Raw genomic sequence first — 15,792 nt, forward strand, 5'->3', positions numbered from 1 at the left:
CCGTCCCTTAATCGAGCTTGTCGCCTTCCAGGTGCCACTTGTCCATGAGAGCGGCGTAGCTGCCATCGGCCTTCATGTCGGCGAGGATCTGGGTGAGGGCGGCGCTGAGCTGGGTATCGTCCTTGCGCACGCCGATCCCGGTGAGGATGCGGGCGAAGGCCGGCACGCCGGTCTCGAACTGGCCGGGCGCCACGCCCTGGTAGTAGGCGGCGGTTTCCACCGTGGTGCCGTAGGCGTCGGCCTGACCCAGGCGCAGGGCCTGGAAGGCGTCGGTGTCGGTGTTGTAGGCCACCAGCTTCATGGGTGCCTTGCCGGCCTTCTTCAGCTCCTCGTTGTGGGCTTCCAGCAGGGTGCGGATGGTGGAGCCGTTGAGCACCGCCACCTTCTTGCCGGTGAGGTCGTCCAGGGTGTGGATGCCGGCCTTGTTGCCGGCCGGCACCACCACCGCCTGGCTGGAGTACATGTAGTTGACGATGTCGATCACCTGGCGACGCTCGGGCTTGTCGAACAGCTGATCGATGAGCAGGTCGCACTGGCCCGCCAGCAGCGCCGGGATCAGGCCGGAGAAGGGCACCACGCGCCAGTCGACCTTCTTGTCGCCGAGGCGTTTGGCGATCTCGGCGCCGAGGTCGACGGTGAGGCCCTTGGGCTTCTGGGCTTCGTCGAAGAAGCCGATCGGCGGGGTATCGAGGGCGCCGCAATAGGTGATCTTGGACGCCTTGGCCAGGCGCTCGGGGATCTGGGGGGCAGCCTGGGTGAGGCCGGTGACGAGGGTCAGGGCGAGCAGACTGCAGGAAAGCCGGTGGCGGGTCATGGTCTTCTCCGGAAGGACGAGGATGGCAGCGTGGATAGCTCAGCTTCGGGGATCACTTCGGGTCTGGTCGCCCGATCGTTCGATAAAGGTCAGCAGATCGGGCACCGTGCCCTCGATGTGCTCGCGCAACACCCGCTCGGCCTCGGCGGCATCGCCGGCGCGCAGGGCGGCCAGGATGGGCGCGTGCTCGTCACGGGCCGACTGGGGGCGGTCGGCGTGCAGCCAGAGCTGCATGTGCGGCTCGATCAGGGCATAGAGGCCATTGATCTGGCGCAGCAGCCGCGGCCGGCCGGCCAGGCTGCACAGGTATTCGTGGAAGGCGCGGTGCTGGGCGACCCAGGCGCCGGGTTCCTGCTCGTCGTCCAGGTCTTCCAGCAGGCGCTCCAGGCGCGTCATCTCGCGGGGGCCGACATGGGGCGTGGCCAGGCGGATGGCCAGGCCTTCGAGGGCGCTGCGCATCTCGAACACCTCGCGCATGTCGTCCAGGTCCAGGCCGCTGACCACTGCGCCGCGATGCGGCCGGAGGATCACCAGGCCTTCGGCGGCGAGGCGCTGGAAGGCGCTGCGCACCGGCATGCGACTCATGCCCAGGGTGGTAGCGATGTCCTCGGCGATCAGTCGTTCGCCATTGCGATAGCGGCCGGCGCAGATGGCCTGCAGCAGATGGCGATAGGCCTCTTCTTCGGCGCTCAGGGCAGTGGAGCGGGACAGGGCGGAGAGCGGCATGGACTGGCTTCCTGGATTTTTGTATCCAATCTGCCAAGGCAAGGCCCATGCCAGGGAGCCCAGGGCCTGCCAGCGCTGGGCCGCGGGCCAGAGCGGTTCAACGACGGCGTTACCTTTTGCACCACCCTGGGTCGCGATTGAGGGCTCTTTGCTACCTCAGGACCCGAAACGGGGCGCCGTCAGTCAAGTAACTGGCCGTCATCCGCGAAGAAGGGGTAGGGCCCGGGATAGTCGCCTAACGGCAGATGGTGGGTGACCAGGGCGCCGTCCGCCCAGCGATGCAAGAGCAGGCCCGGCGGCTCCAGGCGGAAGCGCGACGGCGCGGCCTCGCGCAGGTCCAGATCGACTTGGTGCGACACCCCGGGACAGACGCAGGCCAGGGTGCCGCCGAAGCGGCGCTGGATCAGCCGGTGCAGATGGCCGCAGAGCAGTCGTTCCACCTGGGGATGGCGGCGGATCACCGCCTCCAGTTCGGCGCCGCCGGCCAGGCCGATGCGGTCCATATGGCCGATGCCGACCGGGAAGGGTGGATGGTGCAGCAGCACCAGGGTCGGCTGCGTGGGCGCCTGGCTGAGCTGGTCGTCGAGCCAGGCCAGCTGCGCGGCGTCGAGACGCCCTCCGTGCTCGCCGGGGATATGGGTATCCAGGCCGATCAGCCGCAGCGGGCCGCAGTTCTGCTGCCAGTCCAGGGTGCCCTGGGCCGGCAGATAGGGGTGATCGGCGAAGGCGGCGCGTAGGGCGGCGCGGTCGTCGTGATTGCCGGGGATGACGAAGAAGGGCATGGCCAGCTCGGCCAGCACCTCGCGCAGGGTGGCGTATTCCTCTGGGGTGCCGAAGTCCACCAGGTCGCCGGTGATGACCAGGGCATCCGGGCGCGGCTGCAGGGCGTTGAGGCGATCCACCGCGGTGCGCAGGGCGCCGAGGGTGTCGACCACGCCGTAGGACAGCCGGCCGCTGGCCTTGATGTGCAGGTCGCTGAGCTGGGCCAGCAGGAAGGGCGTGTGCATGGAATCTCCTAGGAAGCCAGGGTGAAGAGGGCGTCGGGGCGCACGCTCAGGTGCAGCAGGTCACCCGGCTGGGCCTGGACGTTCTGGGCGGTGTCCACCAGCAACGGCTGGCCGGTGCCCACCTCCACCAGCAGCCGCGAATGGGCGCCCTGGAAGAACTGCCCGACCAGAATGCCGGTAAGGTGCGCCGGCGTCGGACTCGGCTCCAGATGCTCCGGGCGACAGAACAGGGTGCTGGCAGCGCCGGTCCACGGCAACTGCCCGCCGGCGACCGCTACCTCGGCGCCGCTCTGGCCGCGCACCTCGAAGCGGTTGAGCTGGCCGACGAAACCGGCGACGAAGCGATTGGCCGGGCGCTGGTAGATCTGCGTCGGGGTGCCGATCTGGGCGATGCGGCCTTCGCCCATCACCACGATGCGATCGCCCAGGGCCAGGGCTTCCTGCTGGTCGTGGGTGACGTAGACGGCGGTGGTGCCCAGTTCGCGCAGCAGGGCGCCGATGTCGGCGCGCAACTGCTCGCGTAGCTGGGCGTCCAGCGCCGCCAGGGGTTCGTCGAACAGCAGTACCCGGGGGCGCGGTGCCAGGGCCCGGGCCAGAGCAACGCGCTGGCGCTGGCCGCCGGACAGCTGCTGGATGCGCCGCTCGGCCAGGGCCTCGAGTTGCATCATGGCCAGCAGCTCGGCGACCCGGGCATCCCGCTCGGCGCGCGGCAGGCCGCGAATCTTCAGGCCGTAGGCGATGTTGCCGGCCACGTCCAGGTTGGGGAACAGGGCGTAGTTCTGGAACACCATGCCGACATCGCGCCGCTCGATGGGCAGGGCGGTGACGTCGCGGTCGTCGAACAGCACCTGGCCGCCGGCATCGGGCTGTTCCAGGCCGGCGATCAGCCGCAGGGTGGTGGTCTTGCCGCAACCGGAGGGGCCGAGGAACACCAGGGTCTCGCCCGGGTGGATGTCGAGGTTCAGGGGCTGCAGCACCTGGCGGCCTCCGGCAAAGGTCTTGGCGCAGTGGCGCAGGCGGACGGCGGTACCTTGGGTCATCGCAGGGCTCCACGGGAGAGGCGGGCGCTGAGGGCCTGGAGGGCGACCAGCAGCGGCACGATCAGACAGAGGAAGATCAGGGTGTAGGCGGAACCCACCTCCAGCCGCGCCGAGGCGTAGCTGTCGGCCAGGCCCACCGGCAGGGTCTTGGTCAGGGGGGTGTGCAGCATCCAGGTGAGGTTGAATTCACCCAGCGACAGGGTGATCACCATGAGGCTGCCGGCGAGGATGCCGGCGCGGGCATTGGGCACCACCACGCCGAAGAAGCGCCGCCAGGGACCGGCGCCGAGACTGGCGGCGGCTTCTTCCAGCAGCGGCAGCTGGCTGCGTCTGAGCACTGCCATCACCGGGCGGATCAGGAAGGGCATGGTGAACAGCAGGTGACCCACCAGGATGATCGCCGGGCTGCGGCGAAAGCCGCCGAGGTGGCCGTAGGTCAGCAGCAGCGCCAGCGCCGAGGCGAAGCCGGGCATGGCCACCGGCAGCACCAGCAATTCCTCGAAGGCGCGGGCGAAACGGTTGTCCAGGCGCACCAGGGCATAGGCCGCCGGAACGCCGAGCACCACCGCGAGGGCAGCCGTGCCCAGCGCCAGTTGCAGCGACAGCCAGACGGTGGGGGCATAGGCCTGCCAGACCTGGAGCACCCAGTCGAGGGTGAGGCCTCTGGCGACGCCCTGGAAGTAGTTGCGGGTGAGGCCGGCCAGTACCGAGAGCAGCACCGGCACCAGCAGGAAGGCCGCCACCAGCAGGGTGAACAGCAGTTGTAGCCAGAAGCGCAGGGGGCGATTCATCGCAGGTCTCCCTGGACGCCGCCCAGGCGCCGGGCCAGCAGCAGGACCAGCCAGGTGACGAGGCCGAGTACTACCGAGAGCGCCGCGGCGACGCCGAAGTTGGCGAAGTTGGTGAAGGTGTCGTAGATGGCGATGGGCGTCACCGCCAGCCGCGTGCCGAGGGTGAAGGCGGTGCCGAAGGCGCCCATGGCGGTGGCGAAGCACAGCGCGCCGCTGGACAGCAGCGCCGGGGTCAGACCGGGGAGGAGCACGTCACGGATCACGGCGAAGAGCCCGGCGCCCAGGGAGCGGGCGGCTTCTTCCAGGCTGGTGTCGAGGGTCTCGCAAGCCGCCATCACCGTGAGGATCACCCGCGGGATGGAGAAATAGAGATAGCCCAGAAACAGCCCGAACAGCGAATAGGCGAACACCCAGGGCTCACCGAACAGGCTGCGGCCGAGCCCGGCGAACAGGCCCTGGCGACCACCCAGCAGGATGATCAGGAAGCCCACCACCACGCCGGGAAAGGCCAGCGGAAAGGTCAGCAGAGCCACCAGCAGGCTGCGTCCGGCGAAGGCATGACGCGCCAGGAAGCAGCCGGCGATGCCGGCCACCAGCAGGGTGGCCAGGGTGGTGACGGCGGCCAGGGCCACCGTCTGGGCGAGTCCGGACAGATAGCCGACACTGGTCAGCACCTGCCAGTAGCCGGAGCTGCCGGCGGCGTCCGGGCGGGCGCCGAGTACCAGCAGGTGGGCCAATGGCAGCAGCCAGAAGGCCAGCAGGAAGGCGCTCGCCGGGGCCAGGGCGACGAGCACCGGCCAGGGCAGCCGGCGCGGCACTTGGCGGCGCCCGATCGGAACGGCGAGGCCCCGCATCTCAGCGCACCTCGGCCTGGTAACGCTTGGCGAAGGCTTCCTGGACCGCGGCCATGTGACCATAGTCCACGGTACCGGCGCGGGCGTAGTCGGCGGCGGGCAGGAAGCGTGCCTTGACCTCTTCGGGCAGTGGCACGTCCCGCACCGGGCGCAGGTAGGCCTGGGCCCAGAGCGCCTGGCCCTTGTCCGACAGCACGAAGTCCAGCACCTTCTCGCCATTGGCGCGGTGCGGCGCACCCTTCACCAGGCTCATGGTATAGGGCACGGTCAGGCTGCCTTCCTGGGGGATGACGAAGGCCACCGGGGCGTTGTCCTTGTAGCGGGCGCGATAGGCGTTGAAGTCGTAGTCGACCAGGATCGGGATCTCGCCGGAGAGCAGGCGGGCATAGGCGGTCTGCTTGGGCACGATGGGATCGTTGGCGGCCAGCTTCTTGAAGAAGGCCATGGCCGGGCCGAAGTCGTCGAGGTTGCCGCCCAGGGCCTGGTTGAGCGCCACGGCGGTCACGTAGCCGACGAAGGCGCTGGACGGATCCAGATAGCCCACCAGGCCGCGGTACTCGGGTTTGAGCAGGTCGGCCCAGCGCTGCGGGACCGGTTTGCCGCCCAGGGCCTGGGTGTTGACCATGAAGCCGAGGGTGCCGGAATGGATGGCGGTCCATTCACCCTGGGGGTCCTTGAGGCCAGCGGGTACCTGGTCCCAGTGCTTGGGTTTGTAAGGGGCCAGCACGCCGGCCTTTTCCGCCTGGATGCCGAAGGTCACCCCGTAGTAGACGACGTCGGCCACCGGGGCGTCGCGTTCGGCCACCAGCTGGGCCAGCGACTGGCCGGAGTTCTTGTTGTCCTGGGGTACCTCGATACCGGTATCGGCGGCGATGGCCTTGAGCTGGGCGCCCCAGTCGGCCCACTCCAGCGGGCAGTTGTAGCAGATGGCGGTTTCGGCGGCCTGGGCGCTGGCCAGGCCGCAGGCCAGGGCCACGCCGGCCAGCAGGCGACGCAAGGGGAAGCGGGATTTCATCGGTAGGGCTCCTTCAGAGGCCCGGCACTGGCGCCGGGACGGACGAGACAGGGCAGACACTGTTGGTGGATGGCACTGCCGGCGATCAGCGCCAGCAATTCGGTGACGAGCACGGCGCCCAGGCTCTGCAAGGGCTGCATGACGCTGCACAGGCTGGGTTCGAGGCGCGCGCCCATGGCGATGCCATCGAAGCCGACCACCGAGAGTTCGTCGGGGACGCGCCGGCCATTCCGCTGCAACTCGGCAATGACGCTGATGGCCAGCAGGTCGTTGGTGCAGAGCAGGGCGGTCGGGGCATGGCGTTCCAGCAGCGGGGCCAGTTGCGCCCAGTCGGCGTCGGTGTGACTGGCCAGCTCCAGGCGTGGCAGGGTCGGCAGGCCGGCGGTGGCCATGGCCTGGCAATAGCCGGCAAAGCGTCGTTCGGCACGATCCGACTGCTGGGCCGGTCCGGAGACCAGGGCGATACGACGGTGACCCAGGCCGAGCAGGTGCTCGGTGGCCATGGCCATGCCCTGGCGGTTGTCCACCGCCACCGCCGCATAGGGTTTCTGGGGTTCGTGATAGGCGAGGATAAAGGGCGTGTGCTCGCGACTCAGCTCGGCCAGTACCTGGCTGCGGTCGGCATCGGCCACCGTCAGCACCAGGCCGGCGACACGCTGGCGCAGCAGTTCTTCCACCACCGCCGCCTCGCGTTCGGGCTGGTAGTCGGTGGTGGCGATCACCAGGGAATAGCCCTGGCCACGCGCGGTGCGTTCCATGGCGTGCAACTGCTCGGCGAACACCGGGTTGAGCAGACTGGGCACAACCACGCCGATCAGCTGGGTGCTCTGCTGGCGCAACTGGCGGCCCAGCAGGTTGGGCCGGAAATTGAGCGCACGCGCGGCGGCCAGGATCCGCTCGCGGGTACTCTCACGCACCTGCTCGGGACTGGCGAACGCCCGCGCTGCCGTGGCCCGGGACACCCCGGCCTGTTCCGCCACCTGTTTCAGATCGGTCATGACTGCCTCGTTTGAGATCGATCTCATCGACGGCAGACAATGCGCTCCCCGTGTGTCGTTGCGATGACAGCCAGATGACGTTTCACCATCGTCGCGGATGGCCGAGTCTTGGCGGGACCGGAGGCCCGGGTGTCCTCAGGCCATTGCTTTGGACCCGTGCGAACGCGGCTCGTGGAGCAGGACGTAGAGCACCGGGATCAGCCCCAGGGTCACCAGGGTGCCCAGCGCCAGGCCGCCGATCATGCTGATGGCCATGCCGGTCCACAGCGGGCCGGCGAAGAGCATCAGCGGGATGAGACCGAGGATGCAGGTCAGCTTGGTCATGACGATGGGTCTCAGGCGCTCGCCTGCCGCATCCAGTACCGCAGAGGCGAGGGCCTTGCCCGCCTGGCGCTCGGTCTCGATGCGTTCGAGCAGCAGCACGGCGTTGTTGACGATGATGCCGGCCAGGGACAGCAGGCCGAAGGTCGCCATGAAGCCGAAGGGATGGTCGCTCAGCCAGAGTGCCAGGGCCACGCCGATGAGGATGAAGGGGATGCTGGCGACGATGATGAACACCTTGCGCCAGGAATCGAACTGCCAGAGGAAGAGCAGCAGCATGGCGACCACCGCCAGGGGCAGGTCGCGCAGCAGGGCATCATTGGCGGCAGCGGCGTCTTCGATCTCGCCACCCAGTTCCAGGCGATAGCCTGGCGGCAGGTGCAGGCTGACCAAGCGGGGTGCCAGGGTCGCCACCAGGGTCGCCGCGGTCATGTCCGGGTTGCGGGCACTGACGGTGAGGGTCGGCTCGAGATTGCGCCGTACCTTCATCCCGGCTTCGCTAGCCACGGCGAGTCGGGCGACGGCGGACAGAGGCACGGCTGCGCCGCCGCCCGCGGCTTGGATCAGGCTATCGTCCAGGCCGCCCGCCAGCGGTGAGCGGCTGCGGGCGACGACCGCGACAGGATGCTGGCCGTCACGCAGGGGTGCGCCGGCCAGGCCATCGCCCGCGAATTGCAGCGCCTGCGCCACGTCGCGGCGGTCGAGGCCGGCGGCGCGCAGCAGAGCCTGGTCGACCTGGACGTCGAGGCGCAGCTGGCGCGGGCCCCAGTCGTCCTGGATGTCGCGGGTAGCAGGGATGTCGGCGAGCAAGGCTTCGAGCTGGGCAGCCAGCTGGCGTAGGGTGGCCTCGTCGGGACCGCTCAGGCGATAGACCGCCAGGCCGCTCTCCGTGGTGCCCAGGGAGAAGCGTTTGGGCAGGGCGCGGACCTCAGGGTACTCCCGCGCCAACTGGTCACGCACCCGCGCCATCACCTCGGGCAGATCGGCTTCCGTCCGGGTGGTGACGGTGAAATAGGCGACGTTGGCACCGGGCAGCGGTGGATTCAGCCCCAGGACGATGCGCGGCCCGCCGTCGGCGACGTAGCCGATGCTTTCGACGATGTCAGGCTCTTCACCGAGCCACTGGCTGAAGCTGCGCATGAGTTCCAGGGTGCGCTGGGCCGAGGTGCCGGGTTCCAGCTGGATGGGGATCTGGAACTGATTACGATCCGACGGCGGCAGGAAGTCGTAGGGCAGGCTGAGGACCTTGAGCGTGGCGACCGCCAGCAGCGTGAGCATGAGCAGCAAGTAGGCCAGCTTGTGACCCAGCAGGGTCTGCAACAGCTGGCGATAGCCACGGTGCAGGGAGCTGTCGGCGGCGTGGCGTGCCTGCTGGGGATCGGGTACCAGCCGCAGGCAAAGCAGCGGGGTCACCGTGAGGCTCAGCAGCCAGGACCCCAGCAGGGTGAGGGCCAGGACCACGGCCAGGGATCTCAGGTACTCGTTGGTGCTGGTCTGGCCGAGAAAGAAGGGCGAGAAGGCCAGGATGATCACCAGGGAGGAGGTCAGCAGGGGCACGGCCAGGCTGCGGCCAGCGGCTTCGCAGGCGGCGCGGCGTGCCTCTCCCGCGCGGAGGCGCCGCTCGATGTCCTCGGCGATCACGATGCCGTTGTCCACGAGCAGGCCCAGGGCGAGGATGAGCGCGGCGATGGATACCGTCTGCAACTCGATGCCCAGGGCGCGCATCACCAGCAGGGTGGCCAGCACGGTGAGGGGGACGATGGTGCCCACGATGAGGCCGAGGCGCCAACCGAGGAACAGCATGACCACCGCCATGACGATGACCATGGTCTCCAGCAGTACGTGTTGCATGCGCGCCATGGCGTGGTGGACCACGTCCGGCTGGAAGGTGACCCGGTGCAGGGCGAAGCCGGCGGGCAGGGTCGCCTGCAGCGCCTTGAGCCGGTCGTGCAGAGCCGCGCCGAACGCCTCGACGTTGCGCCCGGGCAGCATGGATACCCCTAGCACTATGGCACGCTCGCCCCGGTAGAAGGCGGCGCTGCGCGGTGGTGACTCGGGCTCGACGACGACCCGTGCCAGGTCGCCGAGCGGGATGCTGCGGCCGTCGGGCAGCTGGATCGGCAGGGCGCGGACAGCCGCGGGGTCTGGCAACTCGCCACTGATCGCCACGCTGAGATCGCGCTGGTCACGCCGGGCGTTGCCGCCCTCGACCAGCAGGTTGCGCGTGCGCAGTTGCTCCAGCAGGGCCTGGGGGGCCAGGCCGGAGTCGCCCAGGGCCCTGGGCGCCAGCTCCAGGACGAGGCGATCCTCCTGCAACCCATAAAGGGCAATCTGCTCGACCCCTGGCAGGCGGTAAAGGTCGCGGCGCAGGCGTTCGACCTCGGCGCGCAGCTCGGCGAGGGAGAAGCCTGGCGCGGTCACCGCGATGGAGGCCACCGCGACCCGACCGAAGTCGTCGTCCACGGCGGGGCCCTGGGTGCCCTCCGGCAGGCCGGGCGCCACCTCGCCGACCTTGTCGCGCACCCGCTGCCAGAGCGCGGGCAGGTCCTTGATCTCGTCGCGGGCGGTGAGCTGGATGATCGCCTGGCCGGGTCTCAGGGTGGTGACCAGGGTCTTGAGCTCGGGCAGATCGCGCAGCCGGTCCTCCAGGGGCTTGGCCAGCAGGGCTTCCACCTGCTCGATGGGTAGGCCAGGCAGGGCGACGCTGACCAGAGCGTCGCGCACGGTCACGCTCGGCTCCTCCTGGGACGGGAAACCCAGTACGGCGTAGGTGCCCCCCAGCAGCAGGGCCAGGGCGAGAAACAGCACCAGGCGGGCGCGGTGCAGGGCGAAGGCGGTCAGGGACATGGCTTCACTCCTGGTCGAGAACGGTGCCGGGCCGATAGGGCAGGACGTGCTCGCCCGCCCGTAGGAAGGCGGCGCCGGCCACCACGACCTGCTCGTCGAGGGCGAGGCCGCTGTCGATCAGCACGCGATCACCCTGAATGGCGGCGAAGGTCACGGCACGCGCCTGAACCTGGCCGCTGCTGGCCTGGTAGACATAGACCTTGCCGCGGTTGGCCTGCTGGTCCGGCAGCAGGGCGCCGAGGGGAATCGCCAGGCGTGCGGCCGTGGACGGTGGCAGACGCACGTCCAGCAGGCTGCCGTTGGGCAGGGCGGTGCCGAGGTCGTCCAGGACGAACACCGCCTCCTGGGTCAGGCCCAGGTCGGCTTTCGGCGAAAGCCCCAGGAGGTGCAGGGTCAGCGGCTCGCCACCGGCGGTGGGAAAGGCCTGGGCCGCGGCGGATGGCGGCAAGGTGCGGGCGAGTGCGGTGGGGATCTGCACCACCACCTGGCTCGGACCGCTGGCCTGCAGGGTCAGCAGGGGCTCGCCGGCGTTGCTCAGGCGTAGGGGATCGGCGGCGCGGGCGACGATCTCTCCGGCGAAGGGTGCCAGCAGGCGGCTCTGCGCCAGGGTGCGGCGAGCCAGGGCCTGCTCGGCCAGGGCGGCACGCTGCTGGGCCTCGGCGGCGCCCAGGGCGGCGGCGGCCACCTCCACGTCGGCGGTGGCCAGATTGCCTTCGGCGAGCAACCGCCGGGCCCGCCGCTGGGCGGCGCGGCGCTGGTCGAGCTCCACGCGAGCGCCCCGCAGGCGCGCCTCGGCCTGCTCCAGGCGCAGCCGTGCCGGCTCAGCCTCCTGCTCCGCCAGCACCTGGCCGGCGGCCACCCGGTCGCCGACCTCCACGCGGACCTGGAGGACCCGAGCGGGATTCTCGAAACTCAGCAGCGCGGTACGTGGTTGGCGCACGCGGCCGGAGAGCAGCGGGCCAGGGGGCTGCAGGGGACTGACCGGTGCCAGCTTGACGGTTCGCAGGGGCTCCGGCCCGGGGCGCTCATCCGGTGAGCAGCCACCCAGCAGGATGAGCAGGAGCAAGGGCAGGGCGGTGGTCAGGGGGACGCTGGGCATGGCGGATTCCCGGATCAGAAGCTGTAGGTCAGGGCGAACTGGGCGGTGGTGGCGGTGCGGCGCTGCAGCAGGGGGCTGTCGTGCACCTGGTTGCCGTAGCGGGTGGTGGTCAGGGTGGCGACCGAACTCCAGCGCGGGTCGAAGCTGTGCAGCCAGTTCAGGGCGGCCGAATAGGCATAGAGGCCGCGACCGGGATGAGCCGTGGCGAAGCCGCTGGCGGCGCTTTGGGTCGGCGTGACCCCGAAGTAGGTCTGGTTGAAGCGCCCGTCGCCGGCGTGGGCGTTCAGGTCCAGTGCCAGGGTGTCACGGTCGTCGTGGAACCCTATGGCTTCCAGGCCGAGGCGATAGCGGTTGCCGCGTCGCGCCCCGGCCAGGCGCCATTCCCCTTCGGCGTTCACGCTCAGCCAGGGGGCCAGGGGCTGGCTGACGGTGAGATCGAACACCGTGGCGCCGTCGACCTCGCCCATCCCGGCAAGGCGATCGGCGCCTGGTCGCCAGGCATTGTCCCGGTCATCGCGGCCCATGTCGTAGTTCAGCGCGCCGCTCAGACTCAGTCCCTGGGGTGACTGCCATTGCAGGCCAAGGCCACGGGTGGTGTCGGCGAACAGCAAGCCGCGCTGGATCACCACGATGGGCAGCAACTGTGGCCGATAGTCCGCCGAGCCCAGGTAGCGGCTGACGGCGCCGGCCAGCAGGCCGAGGCTGGCGTCGGTGTGGTCGCCCCACAGCGTCGTTTCGGCAGCCTGGCTGGCCAGTGGTGTCATGCAGAGCAGGAGCGGGAGCAGCGGGAAGCGGGGCATGGGGAGTTCTCTCAGCTGGGGGAAGGGGTGTCCAGGCCGTGCAGGGCGCGGTATAGGCGCAGGCGGTTAAGGCGCAGGGCGAGTTCGGTCTGGCGGCGTGCGGCAGTGACGCCCAGGCGGTCCAGGCCGGCCTGCAGGGTGGCGAAGGGGCCACCGGCGCCGGCCTGCCATTGGCCTTCCAGCCGCGCGCCGCGCTGCTGCACCAGGCGCATCTGGGCATCGAGGTTCTGCCACTGGGCGAGCAGCAGCCGACGCTCGTCCAGGCCGTCGGCCACCTCGCGGAAGGCGTTCTGCAGGGTACGTTCGTAGGCGGCGACGGCCAGGTCGCGGGCGGTGTTGGCGGCGTCGAGGTTGGCCTGGTTGCGGCCGGCATCGAACAGCGGCAGCGACAGCGATGGAGTGAGCAGGCGCAGCCCGCTGCCCGCACTCAGCAGGTCATGCAGTTGCGGGCTGGCGATGCCGATGGCGGTGCTCAGCCGGATGCTCGGCAAGAAGGCGGCGCGGGCGGCACCGATGTTGGCGTTGGCCGCTTGCAGGCGCTGTTCGGCGGCCCGCACGTCCAGGCGTTCCAGCAGACGGGTGGAGGGCAGCTCGGTCAACTCGCCACCCTGTTGCGGTGGCGTACCGGCCAGCAGCGGGAACGCAGCCGGCGTCGGCGCCAGGCGATAACCGGTGACCCAGGCCAGCGCCTGATAGGCCTGGGCCTGCTGGTCCTGGCTCTGCCGCTCGCGCAGGCTGGCCTCCAGCGCCGCCTGGGTCGGCGCCTCCAGGGCCGCAGCGGGTAGCGCGCCAGCGACGACCTGGGCCTGGGTGCGTTGCGCCAGCTCGGTGGTCAGGCGGGTCATGGCCTGGGCACTGGCGACCTGAGCATCGCTCTCCCGGGCCTGTAGATAGAGTCGCGCCACCTCGGCCACCAGGGCGCCACGCGCCGCCTGCTGACCGAGTTCGCTGGCCAGCAGGCGATGCCGGGCCTCTTCGCCGAGGCTGGCCAGGCGTCCGAAGAAATCCAGTTCGAAGGCGTCCACGCCGAGGGTGGCGGTCGCCAGGTCCTGGCGATAGCGTTCGTCCAGGGCCGGATCGGCGAAGCGCTGGCGCGGTCGTTGCGCCGCCAGTTCCAGGCTCGGCCAGCGCTCGGCCTGGCGCGCGCCGGCTTCGGCCCGGGCTTGCTCGACCCTGAGCTGGATTATCCGGTAGTCTCGGTTGCCCGCCAGGGCCTGGCGCACCAGCTCCGCGAGGAGCGGTTCGGCGCTGATCTCGGCCAGCAGGCGGGTCTCGTCGGGGCTCAGTGCCGGCGCGGGCGAGGTGATCGCCAGGCGGGTCTCGCCCTGGCGGCTCGGTACGGGCAGATCCGGGCGCTGGTAGGCCGGGATCAGCGAGCAGCCCGTCAACGCCAGCAGACCGGCGAGTGCGAGCGGGTAGAGGCGAAGACGGGCAGGGACGGACATGGCGGCGGACCGGTGGCGAAACCCAGGTCTGCAGTCTGGAAAGGCCGGATCAAGATTCCTTCGGCGAATTGTCGAGATTCGATCAAGAGAGCGGACGTGGGCGACAAACTCATACTCATCGTCGAGGACGACGCGGACAGCGCCAGCGTGCTGGAGGCCTATCTGCTGCGGGACGGCTTCCGCGTGGTACTGGCCGAGGACGGCCAGCAGGGACTGGCGCTGTTCCAGCGGCAGCGACCCGACCTGGTGCTGCTCGACCTGATGCTGCCGCGCCTGGGCGGTACCGAGGTGCTGGGGCAGATCCGCCGGACCGGGGATACCCCGGTGATCATGGTGACCGCCATCGGCGACGAGCCGGAAAAGCTCGGGGCACTGCGCTACGGCGCCGACGATTACGTGGTCAAACCCTACAATCCCAAGGAAGTGGTGGCGCGGGTGCATGCCGTGCTGCGCCGCTGCCACCAGGCGCCACGCGACGAGCGCTGGCTGCGTCATGGTCCGCTGACGGTGGACCTGGAACGTGTCAGCGCCACCGTCGAGGCGCAGCCCCTGGAACTGACCCCCACCGAGTTCGGCCTGCTCGCCACCCTGATGCGCACCCCGCACAAGGCCTTCACCCGCGAGGAACTGCTGGAGCGCTGCCTGCCGGAGAGCGAGGCCCTGGCCCGGGTGGTGGACACTCACCTGCACAACCTCAGGCGCAAGTTGGAGGCCGCCGGTCTTGCCGGCGTGCCGGTGACGGTGCGCGCCGTCGGCTATCGCTTCGCATGAGGGGCCAGCGACCGCTCGGCCGCTGGGTCGGCTGGCGCATGAGCCTGCTGGCGCTGGCGGCGGTGCTGCTGATCGCCGCCGGCATGTACCTCTGGTTCCTCTTCGGCGACTGGTGGGTACTGCGCCAGGTACCGGCGGCGGCGCGGGCGGAAATCCTGCAGTTGCGCGCCGATCCGCAGCAGAACGAGGCGCGGCTGTGGGTGCTGTTCAGCCACTACTATCCGGTGCGCTACTTCCTGCCCGGTATCGCCAGTCGCGACTGGTGGGTGCTGGCAGGTCTGCTGCTGGCAACGGTCCCGTTGATCCTGCTGGCCGGTTTTCGTCTGTCGCGGCCGCTGGCTAGCCAGTTTTCCGCCATCGCCGCAGCGGCGCGACGGGTCGCTTCCGGGGCGCTGGACACCCGGGTGGACGTGGCCGAGAGCGCACCGGCGGAGGTCCGCCGGCTGGCGCTCGACCTCAACAGCCTGACCGCGCGCCTGCAGCAGTACGAACGCGACGTGCGCGATTCCAGCGCCATCCTCGCCCATGAACTGCGCACCCCGCTCAACGCCGCTTCGGTACGGATCCAGGGCATCCTCGACGAGGTCTTTCCGGCGGATGCCCGGCAGTTGCAGATGGTCAAGCGCCAGCTCGATCTGCTCAACACCCTGGTGGGCGACCTGCACACCCTGTCGCTGGCCGAGGCCGGGCAACTGGTGCTGGATGCGCGCCCCTTCGTGTTGGCGGCGCTGGTGGAAGAGCGCCTGGCCTGGTTCGCACCCCAGCTGCAGGCCGAGGCCATCCAGGTGCACCTGGAGCTGGACCCCGAGCAGTGCTTGTTCGCCGACCGTGACCGGATCGGCCAGTTGCTCAACATCCTGCTGGACAACTTCCTGCGCTACGGCGCCAGCGGTGGCGAGCTGGACATCGTCCAGCGCGCCCAGGCGGACTCCCTGCTGTTGGAGTTCCGTGATCGCGGCCCCGGTATTCCCGAGGCCGATCGCGAGCGCGTCTTCCATCGCTTCTGGCGCGCCGACAGCTCGCGTGCGCGCCATCTGGGCGGCAGTGGCCTTGGCCTGTCCATCGCCCGCGCCATCTGCGATGCCCACCGGGGCAGTATCCGCGCCCTGGAGCGGCCCGGTGGCGGGGTGGTACTGAGCATCGAGCTGCCGGGCGCAACGCCTCGCCCCATGGGCTGAGCGTGCCCGTCCGCCTGTCCGGCTCGAGTGGGTCCGGGCGATATACCTTGGTATAGCCAAACGTCCATCGTTTCAATGGCTTGGAC

Annotated in this window: 14 protein-coding genes; 2 read left to right on the plus strand and 12 right to left on the minus strand. The window is 69.9% G+C overall.

Annotated elements, in window-relative coordinates:
• Nucleotides 1-7 precede the first annotated feature (7 nt).
• The 12 genes from QZ471_RS05010 to QZ471_RS05065 all read right to left on the minus strand — a co-directional run bounded on the left by QZ471_RS05010 (nucleotide 8) and on the right by QZ471_RS05065 (nucleotide 13,757).
• Nucleotides 8-814: an ABC transporter substrate-binding protein gene (locus QZ471_RS05010; RefSeq protein ID WP_295461386.1), complete on the minus strand. Its 807-nt coding sequence runs from the start codon at nucleotides 812-814 to the stop codon at nucleotides 8-10.
• Between the two features lie 39 nt (nucleotides 815-853).
• Nucleotides 854-1,540, minus strand: coding sequence for a GntR family transcriptional regulator (locus QZ471_RS05015; RefSeq protein ID WP_295461388.1), 687 nt, complete (start codon nucleotides 1,538-1,540; stop codon nucleotides 854-856).
• A 179-nt stretch (nucleotides 1,541-1,719) separates the two neighbouring features.
• Nucleotides 1,720-2,547 (minus strand): phosphodiesterase, encoded by an 828-nt coding sequence (locus tag QZ471_RS05020; protein ID WP_295461390.1) that lies wholly within the window; start codon nucleotides 2,545-2,547, stop codon nucleotides 1,720-1,722.
• A gap of 8 nt (nucleotides 2,548-2,555) precedes the next feature.
• Nucleotides 2,556-3,587 carry an ABC transporter ATP-binding protein gene (locus QZ471_RS05025; RefSeq protein ID WP_295461391.1) on the minus strand — a complete coding sequence of 344 codons (1,032 nt, stop codon included), beginning with the start codon at nucleotides 3,585-3,587 and terminating at the stop codon, nucleotides 2,556-2,558.
• A complete protein-coding gene (locus QZ471_RS05030; RefSeq protein WP_295461393.1) occupies nucleotides 3,584-4,378 on the minus strand; it encodes an ABC transporter permease subunit in 795 nt (264 codons plus the stop codon). Before QZ471_RS05030 ends, QZ471_RS05025 begins: the two co-directional genes overlap by 4 nt.
• Complete coding sequence (locus tag QZ471_RS05035; RefSeq protein WP_295461394.1) at nucleotides 4,375-5,232, minus strand: ABC transporter permease; 858 nt, start codon at nucleotides 5,230-5,232, stop codon at nucleotides 4,375-4,377. Before QZ471_RS05035 ends, QZ471_RS05030 begins: the two co-directional genes overlap by 4 nt.
• Nucleotide 5,233: 1 nt before the next feature.
• Nucleotides 5,234-6,247, minus strand: a complete 1,014-nt coding sequence (locus QZ471_RS05040) for an ABC transporter substrate-binding protein (RefSeq protein WP_295461396.1) — start codon at nucleotides 6,245-6,247, stop codon at nucleotides 5,234-5,236.
• Nucleotides 6,244-7,245 (minus strand): LacI family DNA-binding transcriptional regulator, encoded by a 1,002-nt coding sequence (locus QZ471_RS05045; protein ID WP_295461398.1) that lies wholly within the window; start codon nucleotides 7,243-7,245, stop codon nucleotides 6,244-6,246. The genes QZ471_RS05040 and QZ471_RS05045 overlap by 4 nt, the downstream gene beginning before the upstream one ends.
• Nucleotides 7,246-7,380: 135 nt before the next feature.
• Entirely contained in the window at nucleotides 7,381-10,413 is a 3,033-nt protein-coding gene (locus tag QZ471_RS05050) for an efflux RND transporter permease subunit (protein WP_295461399.1), read from the minus strand.
• A gap of 4 nt (nucleotides 10,414-10,417) precedes the next feature.
• Complete coding sequence (locus tag QZ471_RS05055) at nucleotides 10,418-11,512, minus strand: efflux RND transporter periplasmic adaptor subunit (RefSeq protein ID WP_295461401.1); 1,095 nt, start codon at nucleotides 11,510-11,512, stop codon at nucleotides 10,418-10,420.
• Nucleotides 11,513-11,526: 14 nt separating this feature from the next.
• The gene (locus QZ471_RS05060; RefSeq protein WP_295461402.1) at nucleotides 11,527-12,312 is read right to left on the minus strand and encodes a MipA/OmpV family protein; all 786 of its coding nucleotides are present in this window, start codon (nucleotides 12,310-12,312) and stop codon (nucleotides 11,527-11,529) included.
• Nucleotides 12,313-12,323: 11 nt separating this feature from the next.
• Nucleotides 12,324-13,757, minus strand: a complete 1,434-nt coding sequence (locus QZ471_RS05065; RefSeq protein WP_295461404.1) for an efflux transporter outer membrane subunit — start codon at nucleotides 13,755-13,757, stop codon at nucleotides 12,324-12,326.
• 96 nt (nucleotides 13,758-13,853) lie between these two features.
• Between QZ471_RS05065 and QZ471_RS05070 the strand changes: the two genes are divergently transcribed.
• On the plus strand, nucleotides 13,854-14,528 hold the full coding sequence (locus QZ471_RS05070; RefSeq protein ID WP_295461406.1) for a response regulator: 675 nt from the start codon (nucleotides 13,854-13,856) through the stop codon (nucleotides 14,526-14,528).
• Nucleotides 14,525-15,706, plus strand: coding sequence for an ATP-binding protein (locus tag QZ471_RS05075; RefSeq protein ID WP_295461407.1), 1,182 nt, complete (start codon nucleotides 14,525-14,527; stop codon nucleotides 15,704-15,706). The genes QZ471_RS05070 and QZ471_RS05075 overlap by 4 nt, the downstream gene beginning before the upstream one ends.
• The last annotated feature ends 86 nt before the right edge of the window (nucleotides 15,707-15,792 follow it).

The sequence above is a fragment of the uncultured Pseudomonas sp. genome, assembly GCF_913774235.1.
GTDB lineage: Bacteria > Pseudomonadota > Gammaproteobacteria > Pseudomonadales > Pseudomonadaceae > Chryseomonas.